Annotated in this window: 12 protein-coding genes and 1 tRNA gene; 7 read left to right on the top strand and 6 right to left on the bottom strand. The window is 60.4% G+C overall.

The window, feature by feature from the left end:
* Positions 1 to 2,228, top strand: a 2,228-nt coding sequence (gene mfd, locus VGN68_RS09010) for a transcription-repair coupling factor (RefSeq protein ID WP_327475890.1), incomplete at its 5' end; no start/stop codon positions are given.
* 96 nt (positions 2,229 to 2,324) lie between these two features.
* On the opposite strand, the gene VGN68_RS09005 is transcribed toward mfd, so the two are convergent.
* Positions 2,325 to 3,539 carry a GGDEF domain-containing phosphodiesterase gene (locus VGN68_RS09005; RefSeq protein ID WP_327475887.1) on the bottom strand — a complete coding sequence of 405 codons (1,215 nt, stop codon included), beginning with the start codon at positions 3,537 to 3,539 and terminating at the stop codon, positions 2,325 to 2,327.
* Between the two features lie 102 nt (positions 3,540 to 3,641).
* On the opposite strand from VGN68_RS09005, the gene moaA reads away from it, so the two are divergent.
* The 5 genes from moaA (at position 3,642) to VGN68_RS08980 (ending at position 7,909) form a co-directional block, all read left to right on the top strand.
* Positions 3,642 to 4,616: a GTP 3',8-cyclase MoaA gene (gene moaA, locus VGN68_RS09000; protein ID WP_327475885.1), complete on the top strand. Its 975-nt coding sequence runs from the start codon at positions 3,642 to 3,644 to the stop codon at positions 4,614 to 4,616.
* 28 nt (positions 4,617 to 4,644) lie between these two features.
* Positions 4,645 to 5,415: an NAD kinase gene (locus VGN68_RS08995; protein WP_327475883.1), complete on the top strand. Its 771-nt coding sequence runs from the start codon at positions 4,645 to 4,647 to the stop codon at positions 5,413 to 5,415.
* Between the two features lie 61 nt (positions 5,416 to 5,476).
* Positions 5,477 to 5,551: transfer RNA gene (locus tag VGN68_RS08990), tRNA-Asn, on the top strand.
* Positions 5,552 to 6,190: 639 nt separating this feature from the next.
* The gene (locus VGN68_RS08985) at positions 6,191 to 7,084 is read left to right on the top strand and encodes an alpha/beta hydrolase (RefSeq protein ID WP_327452788.1); all 894 of its coding nucleotides are present in this window, start codon (positions 6,191 to 6,193) and stop codon (positions 7,082 to 7,084) included.
* Between the two features lie 45 nt (positions 7,085 to 7,129).
* Entirely contained in the window at positions 7,130 to 7,909 is a 780-nt protein-coding gene (locus VGN68_RS08980; protein WP_327475898.1) for an EthD domain-containing protein, read from the top strand.
* Between the two features lie 84 nt (positions 7,910 to 7,993).
* On the opposite strand, the gene VGN68_RS08975 is transcribed toward VGN68_RS08980, so the two are convergent.
* From VGN68_RS08975 to VGN68_RS08960, 4 genes are all read right to left on the bottom strand, one after another.
* The gene (locus VGN68_RS08975; protein WP_327475881.1) at positions 7,994 to 8,677 is read right to left on the bottom strand and encodes a glutathione S-transferase family protein; all 684 of its coding nucleotides are present in this window, start codon (positions 8,675 to 8,677) and stop codon (positions 7,994 to 7,996) included.
* A 395-nt stretch (positions 8,678 to 9,072) separates the two neighbouring features.
* Positions 9,073 to 9,840: a glucose 1-dehydrogenase gene (locus tag VGN68_RS08970; RefSeq protein WP_327452516.1), complete on the bottom strand. Its 768-nt coding sequence runs from the start codon at positions 9,838 to 9,840 to the stop codon at positions 9,073 to 9,075.
* A 37-nt stretch (positions 9,841 to 9,877) separates the two neighbouring features.
* Complete coding sequence (locus tag VGN68_RS08965; RefSeq protein ID WP_327452518.1) at positions 9,878 to 12,280, bottom strand: TonB-dependent receptor; 2,403 nt, start codon at positions 12,278 to 12,280, stop codon at positions 9,878 to 9,880.
* Positions 12,281 to 12,558: 278 nt separating this feature from the next.
* On the bottom strand, positions 12,559 to 13,332 hold the full coding sequence (locus VGN68_RS08960; RefSeq protein WP_327452520.1) for an SDR family oxidoreductase: 774 nt from the start codon (positions 13,330 to 13,332) through the stop codon (positions 12,559 to 12,561).
* Between the two features lie 91 nt (positions 13,333 to 13,423).
* Here VGN68_RS08960 and VGN68_RS08955 point away from each other — a divergent pair, with 91 nt between their 5' ends.
* Positions 13,424 to 14,914: an NAD(P)/FAD-dependent oxidoreductase gene (locus tag VGN68_RS08955; RefSeq protein WP_327475879.1), complete on the top strand. Its 1,491-nt coding sequence runs from the start codon at positions 13,424 to 13,426 to the stop codon at positions 14,912 to 14,914.
* 10 nt (positions 14,915 to 14,924) lie between these two features.
* Here VGN68_RS08955 and VGN68_RS08950 read toward each other — a convergent pair whose 3' ends face one another.
* Positions 14,925 to 15,596, bottom strand: a complete 672-nt coding sequence (locus VGN68_RS08950) for a TetR/AcrR family transcriptional regulator (RefSeq protein WP_327475896.1) — start codon at positions 15,594 to 15,596, stop codon at positions 14,925 to 14,927.
* Positions 15,597 to 16,003: the final 407 nt, after the last annotated feature.

The following is a 16,003-nucleotide window of genomic DNA, read 5'->3' as shown; positions in this document are numbered from 1 at the left end:
CGCGGCGTGTCTCGACTTCGCTCGACACGAACGGGAATATGGGATCGGCTGAGACGGGCAACGTCGCCCTCATCGTCCTCCCCCTCGACCACGGCTTTGCCTCCGACGCGATCAGCCTGCTCACCGAACAGGACATCCTCGGCGAGCGCCTCGTCCGCCGCCAGAAGCGCCGCAAGAGCGCCGACGCCTTCCTCGCCGAACTCGCGACGCTCAGCGTCGGTGATATGGTCGTCCACCTCGATCATGGCATTGGGCGCTATGAGGGGCTGACCTCAATCCCGGTCGGGAACAGCCCGCATGATTGCGTCGCGCTGACCTATGCGGGCGGCGACAAGCTTTACGTCCCGGTCGAAAATCTCGACGTCCTTTCGCGCTACGGCGGCGAGAGCGACGGGGTTGCGCTCGACCGGCTCGGCGGCGAGGCATGGCAACGCCGCAAGGCGCGGATGAAGGAACGGATCCGCGAGATCGCGGGCGAGCTGCTCGCGACCGCGGCGCAGCGCGCGCTGCGTTCGGGCGAATTGCTCGCCGCCGATGCCGCCTATCCCGCCTTTGCTGATCGCTTTCCCTATCAGGAAACCGACGATCAGGATCGTGCGATTGGCGATGTGCTCGCCGATATGGCTTCAGGCAAGCCGATGGACCGGCTGGTCTGCGGCGACGTAGGCTTCGGCAAGACCGAGGTTGCACTGCGCGCCGCCTTCGTCGCCGCGATGGCGGGGGTGCAGGTCGCGGTGGTCGTGCCGACGACGTTGCTGGCGCGCCAGCATTACACCAATTTTGTCGAGCGCTTCAAAGGCTTCCCGGTCAATATTGGCCGCCTATCGCGTCTGGTCCCGGCGGGCGAAGCGCAAAAGACCCGCGACGGGCTGGCGAGCGGCCATATCGACATCGTCGTCGGCACCCATGCGATCATCGCCAAATCGGTCGAATTCAAAAACCTCGGCCTCGTCATCGTCGATGAAGAACAGCGCTTTGGCGTCGTCCACAAGGAGCGGCTAAAGCAGCTCAAGGCCGACGTCCATGTCCTGACGCTGACCGCGACGCCGATCCCGCGTACCTTGCAAATGGCGATGTCGGGGCTGCGCGAGCTCAGCGTGATCCAGACCCCGCCGGTCGACCGCCTCGCGGTGCGAACCTATGTGGCGCCGTGGGATGCCGTCGTCCTGCGCGAAGCGTTGCTGCGCGAGCATGACCGCGGCGGGCAGAGTTTCTTTGTGGTACCGCGGATCAGGGATCTGCCCGATATCGAGGAGTTCCTGCGCAACCGTGTCCCCGAAATCAAATATGTCGTCGCGCACGGCCAGATGACCCCGACCGAGGTCGAGGACCGGATGAGCGCCTTTTACGACCGCAAATATGATGTGCTGCTGTCGACGACGATCGTCGAATCCGGGCTCGATATCCCGAGCGCCAACACGCTGATCATCCACCGCGCTGACCGCTTTGGCCTCGCCCAGCTGTACCAGCTGCGCGGGCGGGTCGGGCGGGCCAAGACGCGCGCCTATGCGTATCTCACCACCCCCGAGCATGGCGCGATCACCGATACCGCCGAAAAGCGGCTCAAGCTGCTCGGCGATCTCGACACGCTGGGCGCGGGGTTCCAGCTGGCGAGCCATGATCTCGACATTCGCGGCGCGGGCAATCTTGTTGGCGACGAACAGTCGGGACACATCCGCGAGGTCGGTTTCGAACTGTATCAGTCGATGCTGGAGGAGGCGATCCTGATGGCCAAGGCCGAAGGCGCGGGCAAACTGCCGCCGCGCGAAGCCTTGTCACCGACGATCACCGTCGACGCGCCGATCCTGATCCCCGAGGATTATGTCCCCGACCTGCCGCTGCGCATGGCGCTCTATCGCCGCCTCAACGATGCGGCCGACCGGCCGGCACTCGATGCCTTTGCCGCCGAGATGATCGACCGTTTCGGCCCGCTGCCGCCCGAGACCGCGAACCTGGTCCTGCTGATGGAGATCAAGGCGAACGCCCGCGCCGCGGGCATCGCCAAGCTCGACGTGGGCACCAAGGGTGCATTGGTCAGTTTCCACAGCGACCAGTTCGCCAATGTTCCCGGGCTGATCGCCTATGTCGAGCGGCTGAAAGGCCGCGCGCGTATCCGCCCCGACAACAAGCTGTCAGTCAGCGGCGATTGGGCCAGCACCGGGGCGCGACTGAACGGCGCGCTGCAATTGTCGAAGGGGCTGGGGAAATTGGCGAAGCAGGTGGCCTAAGCCCCTTCTTACCACCTTTCGTCCGTTCGCGCTGAGCTTGTCGAAGCACTGTCCTTCCTTTCGACGCTGCAAAGAAAGAACGGCCCCTCGACAAGCTCAGGGCGAACGGCGTTCGATATTCAATAGATTGAGCAACTGATCCCCCGGCACCGGACCCGACTTCAAAAACCCCTGCCAGGACGCGACCCCCAGTTCGGACAGGCGCTCCAGCTGCCGCTCATTCTCGATCCCCTCGGCGACCACCAGCAGCCCCAGCGCGCGCGCCAGATCGACGATGGCGCGGACCACAATGCGGTCGCGATCGCTGCCGTCGATGGTGCGGGTGAAGCCGCTGTCGATCTTGAGATAATCGATCGGCAGCCGCGCGAGCAGCGACAGGCTGGAATAGCCGGTGCCGAAATCGTCGATCGCGATCGCGCAGCCAAGCGCGCGAATCTGCGCCAACTGCTCCGCCGCGCTCGCCGGATCGCTCAGCATCGCCTGTTCGGTCAGCTCCAGCGTCAGCCGGTCGGGATCGACCTTGGCCGCCTTTGCCATCGCTGCGAACCGCCCCGCAAATTCGGGATCGCCCAGATCGGCCGCGGTGATGTTGAGCGACACGCGCAGTTTCGCCAGCGCCTTTGGCCACCCAGCCATTTCGGTCAGCGCGACCCGGTGCGCATGTTCGGTCAGCTCGCATTCCAGCCGCGCCGCGCGCGCCGCGGTGACCAGCGGCCCGGCTCCGAGCAGGCCAAGCTCGGGATGCTGCCAGCGCAGCAGTGCCTCGACCCCAACCATTTCGCCGGTGCCGACATCATATTGCGGCTGATAATGGATCACCACCTCATTGCCCGCCAGCGCCGCGTTCACCATCACGCCGTCGCGCGCCGACGCAGGACGCGACAGTTGGTCCCCCGCAACACGCAATTGCTCGGCGACCGATTCGTCGCGGGTGATCAGCGCCGCCGCAATCCTGATCGACAGCCGCCCGTTCGGATCGCCCACAATCGGTTCGGCCAGCGCGACGTGCAGCGCGCGTTCCTGCGCGCGGAGTGCTCCCAACGACATAGGGCTCGACGGCACGATGAGGAAGCGCGGCCCATCCAGGCGATCGACGCACGACCCCTGCCCGAATTCGTCGCTGGCGAAATTTTCCAGCCGCCGCCCGATTTCGTCGAGCACCGCGTCGCCGGTCGCAGTGCCCGCACTGCTGTTGATCCGCGCCATCTGGTCGATCTGGACCAGAATGACGCCGGCGTCGGCATCGTGGCGTGCGTGCAGGGCTTCGAGTTTTCGGACACATGCCGACAGGGTTTCGGATAAACGATTCATGGCCGTCTCCCTAGCAGGCTTTGCTTGCCAAGTTCCTGCCTTTTGCATCACAAGGCGCCTGTGGCTGCCACATTTTCCCAACCTGCCGCATCGACGGCGCCCTTGATCGACGGCCATGGCCGCCAGATCAGCTACTTACGCCTGTCGGTCACCGATCGCTGCGATTTGCGCTGCCGCTATTGCATGGCCGAGGATATGGTTTTCCTGCCGAAATCGGCGGTGCTCAGCATCGAGGAAATGGGCGATCTCGCCGAACGCTTTATCGCGCGCGGCATCCGTCGCATTCGCCTGACCGGCGGCGAGCCGCTGGTGCGTCGCGGCATCGATACGCTGGCAATGCGCCTGGGCGCCATGATCGGGCATGGCCTTGACGAACTCACCCTGACCACCAACGCCATGCGGCTGGCCGAATATGCCCCGATGCTGGCGTCCGCTGGCGTCCGCCGTATCAATGTCAGTCTCGACACGTTCGACCCCGTCGCCTTTCGCCACATCACCCGCGTCGGAGACGTCGATGTCGCGCTCGGCGGGATTGCCGCGGCGCGCGCGGCCGGGATCGCGGTCAAGATCAACATGGTCGCGCTCGCCGGGCTCAACGAAGACCAGCTACTGCCGATGCTCGATTATTGCGATGCGACCGGCTGCGACCTGACGCTGATCGAAACCATGCCGCTGGGCGAGGTCGAAGCCGACCGCAGCGACCATTATATCCCGCTCCACCATTTCATCGCGCCGCTGCGCGACGTCAGCGCGCTGTATCCGGTAGAGAAGCGCACCGGCGGCCCGGCCCGTTACTTCGCGATCGAGAACAGCCCGGTGACGCTCGGCCTGATCACCCCGCTGTCCGACAATTTCTGCGCGACGTGCAACCGCATTCGCCTGACCGTCGAGGGGCGCGTCTATATGTGCCTGGGCCAGGACGACCATGTCGACCTGCGCGCCGCCCTGCGCGGCGCGGGCGATGTAGATGGGTTGATTGATCTGGCATTGGCTGGCAAACCCCGCGCGCATGACTTTCATATCGAACGAAAGTCCACACCGGCGGTCGCGCGTCATATGAGTGCAACGGGCGGCTGAACCTGGCCGCGAGGGGAACCGGACCAATATGCATCGCAAGATCGCGCTTGTCGCATCGAACGCGCCCGCCGCCATGGAGGCAGAGGCCGAGCTGCGCCCTCTCTACGACTTCGTCGACCTGAACGAGGCCGATCTGCTGATCGCGCTCGGCGGCGACGGCTTCCTGCTCCACATGCTGCACCAGCTGCTCGACCAGCGTCGCAGTATGCCGGTGTTCGGGATGAACCGCGGCACCATCGGCTTTTTGATGAACGAGTTTCGCATCGAGGGGCTGATCGACCGGATCGCCGCCGCGCGGCCATTCCTGATCCATCCCTTGAGCGGCGACATCACGACGATCAGCGGTGAACGCCATATTCTGCCCGCGATCAACGAGATTTCGCTGCTCCGCGAAACCCGCCAGGCGGCAAAGCTCGAAGTGATCATCAACGAAAAGACGATGCTGGAGGAGCTCTCCTGCGACGGCGTGCTGGTGGCGACCCCGGCGGGCTCGACCGCCTACAACCTCAGTGCCAATGGCCCGATCCTGCCGCTCGAATCCGAAATGCTGGCGCTGACCCCGATCAGCCCGTTCCGGCCACGCCGCTGGCGCGGCGCGCTGGTTCCCGAATCGACAAGCATCCGCTTCAACGTCCGCGAGGCAGCAAAACGCCCGGTCAGCGCGGTCGCCGACCAACGCGAAATCCGCGATGTAAAGACCGTGCTGGTCACCACCGATCGCAGCCGCCCGCTGACTTTGCTGTTCGATCCCGACCAAGGGCTCGACGAACGCATCGCAATGGAACAATTTATCGTTTGAGGCCTTGCAAAATGTCGCAAGCGACGGCAAAGGGGCCGCCTTGTCCGCGACGGCGGCGTGTTCCTCGGTAGCTCAGCGGTAGAGCAATCGACTGTTAATCGATCGGTCGTAGGTTCGAATCCTACCCGGGGAGCCAATTACACCCTCTAAAGCTTTGATTTTAGATAGTTTTTATAGTGGTCGCGAAAATGACCCCACATCCATCCCCACAAAATAATTGCGTTGCGACCCGTCGCTTAGCCGGAAAGGGCAGTCGGCTTACGCATGGTCTGATCTTTCGATCGCATTTCAGAAGCCGATTCTAAGCCCGGCGGCATGCCCCTCGCTCCTCCGCGGTTCTTCTGACATTTTTCCCGAGTAGTCTCCCACTCGATCGTCCGAGCGGTGGGGTGGTCTCCTTTTTTTCACCAGAGCAAAACTTCGGCGAGACGTCACGCGGCGGCCCCATTTTTCCTGAAGGGATGAGCAAACGCGACCCGGCAAAGCGCTATAAACACTTGCTTGCCGCAAGCTATTTGGATAGCGTTGCTGTCAAAATATGGAGAGGAATTGCAGATGCGACGCTCGGCGCCACCGGACGATTCACGTCGCGGCCCAATTGAGACCATTTGACGAAGAACGCCCGCCAACGCTCCCGCGATTCCGGCGAGCGCCGCGAGCAAGCACGCACAGTCCGGCGAATTCCACACGCCGAGCGCGGTGCTCCTTCGAATGACGAGCGTAACAATTCACTTTTGAACCTTTTAGGCATTGAAACAGAGCGGAGTTGACGATCATGTCCCAAGACCAGCTACAACAAGTCAATGAGATGATCCGCTCGGGCCCGGATCTCGGGTCGCTGCCGGTACCGGAATTGCGCGTGGCGTTCGACGGGTTTGGCGATTTTACGCCGTTCGATTCCTCGATCGAGTTCGAGCTTGTCGATGCCAATGGGGTGCCCTGCGAAATCGGTGTCGCGCCGGGATCCAGAACCGACGCTACCTTACTTTATCTGCACGGCGGCGGATATGTGATCGGCTCATTCACGTCGCATCGCGGCCTTGTTGCGAGACTGGGTCAGGCCGCATCGATGCGCACCATGGCGGTCGATTACCGCTTGGCACCTGAACATCCCTTTCCAGCGGCTATCGATGATGCCGTCACCGCCTATCAGTGGCTTCTCGATAGCGGCACGCCGCCCGATCGCATTTTCTTCGCTGGCGACTCTGCGGGGGGCGGCCTTGTCGTCGCCACGATGCTGCGATGCAAGGCGCGCAATATTGCTCTTCCCCGCGCAGCTGTTCTGTTTTCGCCATTCGCCGACATGGGCACGACCGGACAGTCGCTTGTCGACAACCGGGACCGTGATTTTGTGGTCACCGAAGGCGTGGCTCCCGGCATGGCGGAAACCTATCTTGCAGGCGCAGATGCCGCATCACCCGAAGCGTCACCGATCTATGGCGACCTAGCGGGATTGCCGCCGATCCTGATCCAGGTCAGCAGTCATGAGGCTCTTCTGGACGATTCCCTCAGACTTTTACGAGCCGCGATTCTGGTGGATGTCCAGGTGCACCTGCGGGTCTATCAGGGACTTCCTCATGTCTGGCAGTTGTTTACGGGCATGCTGGACGAAGGTCAGGCTGCACTCGAGGAGGCAGGCGCGTTTTTCGACAAGCATCTGGACAGGTAGCCGCGAACGGCCGGCCCCTGCTTTAAGGAGATTCGCTTGATCAAGATGTTATGCCAAGTGCCTCGGAAACTGGGCATGAGCGAGGGCGAATTCTACCCGCGCTATCTCCAGGGGCATGGGAGCCTTGTCCGTAACCACGCGCGGGCGATGGGCTTCTTGCGCTACGTTCAGACCCACCGGATCGCCTTGCCCCAAATAGACAATTTCACCGCGGGGCAAACCTGGCGCACCCCGTTGGACGGTCAGTCGGAACTGTGGTGGGATAGCTGGGAAAGCATGGAGCGCGCGCTCGCCTCGCCCGAGGGCGGAGAGGCCAGCGCCATCCTGGAAGTGGATGAGCGGGAATTCACCGAAACGAGCAATGTCAGCGGATTTGTCGCTCAGGAAGAGGTTGTTCTGGACATCTCCGACGGATCGCCGCCCGGTTTCGGGACCGCCGTCAAGATAGTCATCGACATCTGGAAGCGACCGGACCTCAGCACAGCGGAATTCAGCGCACGCTGGCGGGCGCAGCACGCCGATCTCGTCCGGCAGCACGCGGCGGCGCTAGGCATCTGCAAATATGTTCAGAACCATCGGGATCCGGCAGCGAAATTCGATTTTGCCGAATTGCGAGGCTGGCAACCGGCGCCGGACGGGGTGACCGAAATGTGGTGGCCCAGCAGCGAGGCCATGAGCTGGGCTTTGACCTCGCCCGAGGCAGTCGCGGCTGTCGCAGCCATCCGGCTCGATGAGGAAGAATTTGTCCTGCCCTCTCTGACTCGCGCGTTCGCCGCCAAGGAGCATTCCATTTTTGATTACATCGGCGCGACATCCGTAGTGTAGAGAGGCCCGAACGGCTTGGCCCTCGCAATGATCGTAGTCGCGCTAGTTGGCCCTAACCAATCCCGCAAGGTCGGCCAGTGATCCTCAGGCTGCGCTGTTCGGTGCCAGCGAAACCTGCGCTTCGAAAGAATCCAGGGCCTTTGCCGATGCGGGACGGTCGGCCATCCGCTGAAACCAAGCGGCAACATTCGTGCGGCCAGGAGGGTTGAGCCACGGCACGACGCTGACGCTGGTTGCCATGAAGCCATAGAGAAGTATGTCAGCCATCATCGGGCGATCACCACACAGGAAGTCGCGACCGGACAGGTCGTCGTCCAGCTGATTGAGGCCGCGGTCGGCAATGAGCCGGTTGTCCTGCTGCGCGGCAGGCGTGAGTACGCGGTTGCCGCGATAGTAGGCCTCGGCATCCGCTCCACCGCGCCACCAGGCAACCATTGGCTCGGCAACCTCCAGATCGACGCGACGCGTCCACATCCGCACGGTTGCGCGTTCTTCCGCTGTCTGGCCGATGAGCGAGCGACCACCTGTCGCGATCTCATCGAAATATTCGCAGATCGCCGTAATTTCGGTCACGATCCGGTCGTCGTCCAACCGCAACGCAGGGACCTCGCCACGCGCATTTACCGCTGTTCTGTAAGACAGGGCACGGTTGGCAAGGTTGGCGAGGTCGATCGTCTCTGCCTGGAAGTTCAGACCTCCGCGCTCGTGAGCGAAAAGACGAACCGTGTATGGATTGGGAGCAGCGAAATTCGAGTCATACAGAATCATGTCTTAACTTTCCATGATGACGTGCAGTAAGAGAACGAAATCACGAGTGTGAGTGAGAAAGCAAAGCCAAGAACTGGCCACTCAAAAAATAATCAATAAGTTGGCGGGCTTCAAGCGTCATCAACCTGCAACACCAGGATCATGCCGAAGCGCCTTTGTGCCCGACAGAACCTTTGACTGCGCAAGGCAGTGACAACGCCTTAGGCTATTGCTTACACCGCGCTCATGCGCAACAAATCGACTGGGCTCTAATTCCGACTGGTAGAAACCAGAGGGTCACGTCAGTAGCCCCCTTATGGTGGTAGAGCGGCCGTGAATTGTGAACAACCGAGCCCGCTGCAAAGGCGCCCCTCGCAGACGGCGCCGCAAGCCGTTTCCGGAGCGAGCCCTCACTTCTAGCGCGCGAGTAGCCCCCCATCGATGACGAGTTCGGCACCAGTGACGAAGCGTGCCTCATCCGAGGCCAAATAGACGCAGCCCCACGCAATGTCTTCGGGAACCCCGGGGCGACCGCCGGGCTGAAGACTGTTGAAGATCGCCTGCGCAGAATCGACATCCGCGGCGTTGTTGATGATGTTCTGCACGATGGGTGTGTCAATGTAACCCGGATGGATCGAATTTGATCGAATGCCTTGGCCAATATAGTCCAGCGCAACCGACTTCGAGAAATTGCGCACCGCGCCTTTTGATGCAGCATAGGCCGCGAAATGAGGGCCTGCGACAATCCCGAACGCAGAGGAGATATTGATGATTGAACCGCCGCCCGCTTTAATCATGTGCGGGATGGCGTATTTGGTAAACAGGAACACGCCGCGTGCGTTGATTGCGAAGGTTTTGTCCCAATGTTCCGCCGAAATATCACCTGCTGCGCCCATTCCGGCTACGCCGGCACAGGCAACAATCGTGTCGAGCTTACCAAACGCCGAGACTGCAGCGTCGATCGCTGATACGACCTCATCTTCTGAAGACACGTCGCATTTCTGAAATTTGATCGCTTCGGACTTGCTGTTGATGAGTTCAGCAAGCTTTTCATCGAGTGGCTCTTGGAGATCCGCGACGACGACTCGGGCGCCCTCCGAAACGAAGAGACGCGCCGCTGCCGCGCCGATGCCCGACGCGCCGCCCGAAATTACGGCCACTTTACCATTCAGTCTGTCTGCCATCATCTTGTCCTTGATTGAAATTACGTACGCGCGCGGCCTAGTAGCGGAAGCTTACGCTGACGCCGTAGGTGGCGGGTTTGCCAGCATAGCGCTGAATGGTGTCGAACGCGGCAACTACATTGTTCCAATAATATTCGTTGCCCACATTCTTGCCCCAGACGGACACCCGCCAGCTGTCGTCAGCCGCTGCCACGCCAGCGCGAAGATCGATCAGAACATAATCGTCGATGCCGAAAACGGTCGTGACTGGAGAAGTGACTCCCGCAGGATTGGTTTCGCCGCCGATCGTCGCCACCGTTTTCGATCGAAAATTCAGACTCGTGCCCAGAAAGGCGTTCAACGAGTCGGAAACAGGGAACTCATAATCGATGTTACTCCCGAACTGATATTTCGGCGTGTACGGGACATTTGCGCCAGCGAAATTGGCTGAAATGCCGCCTGAGTTGATGCCGGTGAATTCTTTGATGGTGGCGTCGAGATAGGTGAAGGTGTTGTTGATCACGAGCCCCTGCGTCGGGCGGATGCTCATCTCGATTTCGAAGCCCTTGACGTCCGACTTCGGAATATTTTGAAGCACGTCCAAAATTCCGAAATTCGGATCTACGAACTTCGACCGCAGCTGCTTGTTGGTGTAATCATAATAGAAGACCGCACCGTTCAGTTGCAGCGTCCGATCGAGCAGCGTGGCTTTGAACCCGGCCTCATAAGACTGCACAGACTCCTGCACGACCGGGAGATACTGGCTAAAGAGCGAGGCCGAGAGCGTCGGATAGCTGCCGGCCTTATAGCCTTTCGCGACGTTGGCGTAGAGAAGGACGTCGTCCACCGGCTTGTAATCCAGACCCACGCGCCACGAAAAATTGTCCTCTTTCAGAGTGTCGGTGAAGCGGCCCGATGCGCCAGGTGCTACACCGTTATACGTGTCCGGCGTATTGTTGATCTGATAGCATTGCCCGGCATATGGCCCCAACGCTCCGCCGAAAAGCACATCGTAGAACAGGGGGCCGGTGTTCGTGGGACTGCCGCTGTCGTCGAACCCGCACTCGCTGGCATCGGTCCTCGACTTGGTATAGCGGCCACCCAGCTTAACCGTCAGTTGGCCGATATCATATTCGATATTCGCGAAGCCGGCGTAGTTCTCCATCTTTTGATCGTTGGAATAGGATAGCGAGAAGAACGGGTAACCGAACGATCCATAAAGGCCTCTGACGGAAACATCAGGAAACGATAAGTCGATAAGTTCATTGACCGTGCTGCGCTCATAGTTGGCGCCGACGACCCAGCGAAAGTCCGATCCGCTATTGTTCGAAATCCTGAGTTCTTGGTTGAAGCTCTTGATGCGGCCCGTGTTATTGACAAGGTCAAGCGTCGAAAGCGGAAGGCCATCGCCCTCATCACCCTGCCGTTGCTTATAATCGGCGTAAGACGTGAGCGATGTCAACGTGACGTCGTCGCTCACGTCGAATTCGGTACGAAGAGTGGCTTGTCCAAGCCTGTTGCTGCGCCGGGGGACGCCGGGAGTCCAATCAGCTGCTTGCGGCCGCTCCGGCGAAAACTGCGCTGCTGCCAATTGGGGGGTCAGGAACGCAGGCGCTTGCGGAAACAGCGCAATATACTGGGGCGCTTGCGTTTCGCTATTATCTTTCCAGCCATTTATATTCAGTTTGAAACGCAGCCGCTCTGTCGGTTCAAAATCAATCAACAGTCGGCCCATATAGTTTTCGACCTTGCCGTTCCGGTCCCCCGGTCGCGAGTTGCTGATCTGCCAGCCGTCGGCGCGTTCGATCCGGCCTGCGAGGCGCGCACTCAGTGTCGAGGAGATCGGACCGCTGATAAAGGCATCGGCAACGACTTCGTTGAAGCGACCATAGGAGATGCTGCCGCCCGCACTCAATTCGCTAGTCGGCTTGGCAGCGATATAGTTGATCGCGCCGCCGGTTGCGTTCTGGCCGAACAGGGTGCCCTGAGGGCCCTTCAGAATTTCGACCCGCTCCAGGTCAAACGCCGAGTGGGACGAAAGGACTGGAAACGCGAGCGGCGCTTCGTCCACATATGTGCTGACGGTCGGATAAGCACCGATCGACGTTTCGTAAAAGCCGACGCCGCGCAGAGTGTACACCGGTGTGCCGTTCGCGCTGTTCGTGAAGGAGAGGCTGGGTGTCGCGTTTGCAAGATCCGCCAGCGAGTTGATCTGCCGGTTCTGCAGCGCATCCCCTGACACCACCGCAACGGTAATCCCGACGTCGTTCAAACGCTGCTCGCGCTTGTTGGCGGTAACCACAATATCATTCGAATCTGGCGCCTGATTGGCCGTTTCAACCTCAACCGGCTGCTGGGAGGGGGCATCGGCAGCGGGCGCGACGGCTTGGGCATGCGCCTGGCCGGCAACGGCAATAGCAGCGATACTGGCACCCAAAAGCGCACGATTGACATGGTTCATTGAAGCTCTCCCTAGATTTTATTTTTGTGAAACCGATCCCCCGAAACTTACGGGAGAGAAATTCTCCCGAGGATCGGCACGAACCGGCGTTCGCGCCGACCGACATGTGACAGCGATAATGGGACAGTTGACGCGCGACTCGCGCCAGCGCGCTGCCGTGCAATGAATGGGCCTTTGCGTTGATTAGGCTTCCTAGCGCTCATTCGTCCTCTCCCACCTCAATCTTCGTTGAAGGTGATTCGTCATAACTAATACGCTAGCTAGGCGCAAGCAAGTTTCTAAATCGCTGAAATTCCACCGTCGATCTTGAATTCCGCAGCGGTAATGAAACGGCTCTCGTCCGAGGCCATATACAAGACAGCATAAGCCACGTCGTCGGGGTCGCCGAGACGGCCCAATGGAACCTGTTTCGCAAGACGTGCGAGCGTTTCCGCTTCGTCGCGATCGCCGCGCAGATCGTCGAGCATCGGCGTTCGAATGAATGTCGGGTGGATCGAATTGCAGCGGATGTCCCACCCCTTCTTGGCCGCGAGAAGCGCGACCGATTTGGTGAGAAGCCAGACGGCCGCCTTCGAGGCATTATAGGCAGCGAGGTTCGGAGACGCCATCAATCCGGCGATTGATGAAAGATTGATGATCGACGCAGGCTGACATTCGCGCATCATCGGCAAGGCCAGTTTGCAGCCCAGAAAAACACTGTCGGTGTTGACCTGCATGACATGGTGCCATTGCTCGAGATCGAGATCCTCGACCGATCCTGTCCGTACCATCCCGGCATTGTTGACGAGCACGGACAGGCCATTCATGCGGTGGCGTGCCTGTTCGATCGCCGCTGCCCAATCCTCGGCGCTGGTCGCATCGTGCTGGAAACCCCAGGCCACTTCGCTGCCGATTTCAAGATTGATCGACTCGGCGACCTGCTGTGCCCCGGCTTCGTTGATATCGGTCAGCAAAACGTGGGCGCCGTGACGAGCAAGCATTTGGGCAGCCGCGGCACCCAATCCCTGCGCTGCCCCGGTCACCAGCGCCCTTTTGCCGCGAACACGCTCCATCGAACCCACCTCTCGCTTTCAATATGCTTGTCATGGCGACAATGCGATACTAGTGTGTGACAAGCAAGTGGAGAGAGTAATGGAAAATCAGATGGCCAAAGGCCCGGCGACGAATGCGTCGCGGACCCAGAATTCCGCCTATCGTCCGCGCACCGCGATCATCGGAGCTGGTGCCGCAGGGATGATGCAGGCAATCAAACTGCGCGAAGCTGGCTTCGACGATCTCGTCATTTATGAAAAAGCGAACGAGGTCGGCGGCACCTGGCGCGAAAACCGCTATCCCGGCATCGCCTGCGACGTCCCGGCGCATCACTATAATTATTCGTTCGAACACAACCCCGGCTGGAGCCACCGGCTGGCGCTCGGGCCGGAAATCCAGTCATACATGGTCAAGATCGCCGACAAATACGATCTTCGACGCGATATCGTGTTTGGCGCCAAGGTGACGAAGGCGCAGTTCGACGGTCAGCGTTGGCATCTCGAGACATCGAACGGTCAGCGCGACACCGTCGATTTTCTGATTGCGGCGACGGGGCCGCTGCATGTCCCGGCCTTCCCCGATATCGAAGGCATCGACGATTTCAAAGGGACCAAGTTTCACACGGCCGAGTGGCTTGACGGCATCGACCTGTCGGACAAGCGCGTCGGCATCATTGGCAGCGGGTCGACCGGAACGCAGGTCATCTCGGCGATTGCAAATCAAGGGGTCAACCTCAAGGCGTTTATCCGCACACCGCAATGGGTGTTTCCCTTGCCAAATCGCCAGTTCGGCAAGATGGAGCGCTCCATCGTCCGCGCCTTTCCTTTCATCGGGCGCTTGGCGGGTAGCTTTTACGGGTGGTTCTTCGAACGCGTTTTCGCCGAAGCAGTCATCAAGCAGGGTTGGCAGCGCAAATTCCTGTCCGCCATGTGCAAATGGCATCTGAGCCGCGTCAAGGACCCGGCACTACGCGCGAAGCTGACCCCCACCGATGAGCCGCTTTGCAAGCGGATGGTGATGTCGACATTATTCTATCCGGCTGTGGCTCGCCCCAATGTCGAGATTGTGCGCGACGGGATCGTGCGGGCAACCGAGAAAGGCTTGCTGGACGAGTCGGGACGTTTGCACGAACTCGATGTGATCATTTTCGCGACCGGTTTCCATGCGCGCGCCTACCATCGCCCGATCGAACTGACCAACGCCCGCGGCGAATCGTTGACAGAAGTGTGGAAGAAAGAGACCGGCGCGCATCTGTCGGTCCATGTCCCGGGGTTTCCGAACTTCATGCTCATAGGTGGGCCACATTCGCCGCGCGGTAATTTCAGCGCGATCGCCTATTCGGAAGCGATCGTCGACCATATCGTCAAGGTCATCCGCTATTGCGCGGACAACGGATTTCATTCGATCGAGGCCCGGCCGGAAGCAATGGCCCAGTTCCGCGAACGCGTGCTTTCAGCCGTGCCGAAGACGATTTGGAACACGGGCTGCAAGAACTGGTATCTGGACGAAAAGGGCATGCCGGAAAACTGGACCGGAACGCCGGACGAGTATCGCGACGTCCTCCGCGATCCCAACTACCAGGAATTTAACCTCGCCGCTTGATCGCGGGCGATCAGGCGGATCGTCGAACTGCCATGTCCGTTTCGCCGATAACCTGAATCATGGCGTCGCGAAAATCATGCAATGCGCTCTCGAACTCGATCGCGTCCGGGTTCGCGAGCCATTGATAAACCAGGCCGAAGAAGAAGGACGTATATTGGAGGGCGACGCGGGTTGGATCGACGGTCCTCTTGATCGTCTGCTCGGCGATGCCCTGACTGATATAGCGAGCGATCGCCCGGCGATAGGCGCCGTGCTGTTCCGTCAGCCGCTCGCGCATCACGGTGCTGCTTCCCACCGTCTCATAATATAGGATGAACATCGCGCGGATATAATCCGAGTTATCGTTCATGAAGTCGATGATGCTTTCATTCGCGGCGTCGAAAGCCTCCAGCCCGGTCTTGCTGCCGACGAGCGCGCTGCTTTCCTTCTTCCAGCGCTCGTTGAAAACGTCGATCAATTCGGCGAACAGCTCGTCTTTCGACCCGAAGCGATTGCTCGCCAGACCGCGGCTGTAGCCGGCAAGTTCGCCGACCTCGCGGAGCGTGGTGTTATGGGTTCCGCGCTCCAGGACCAGCGCCATCGCCGCCTCGAGCATCCGCCCGTCGGAAATCGCGGTGCGTTCCGCCTGTGTGAGTCGCGGCGCCTTGTTGCTTGCCCTGCTCGCAGGCTTCAACCTTCGCATTTGTACCAATTTACCATCCTTTTTGTGGAAGATTTGCCTGAGTTCTAGTCCACTCGCTTGTTTCGAGCAAGCTAGTGATTCGCCTCGAAGGCGATGAGATGTTGATGTGGCCCGGCGAAGGATGGCGTGCTGTGCCGCACCGCTGTCGCCCTCGCTACTCCACCGGTGGCGGCAAGCTCGATCGCTTGCTGTGGGAAGCCGCCCATAGATCCGGGGCGAAGTCGGCTATTCGCGTGGGCGCTTGCAACGCAGATAATAGTTCCGGCAAAGCAAGACTCGTCCGCGCACAATGCGACGGTGACGAACGGACACGCTTGCCATCCCTGCTACGTGTCGCGAATTTGCGAAAGCCCGTCCCGGCCAACAACGGTTTCGCCCAGGCAGTTCTTCGCATGGATTTGCAACGC

This window comes from Sphingopyxis sp. (assembly GCF_035998965.1).
In the GTDB taxonomy this organism is placed as follows: Bacteria; Pseudomonadota; Alphaproteobacteria; order Sphingomonadales; family Sphingomonadaceae; genus Sphingopyxis.
Note: the sequence above shows the minus strand (reverse complement) of the source record. Positions and strands in the feature narration are given on the sequence as shown.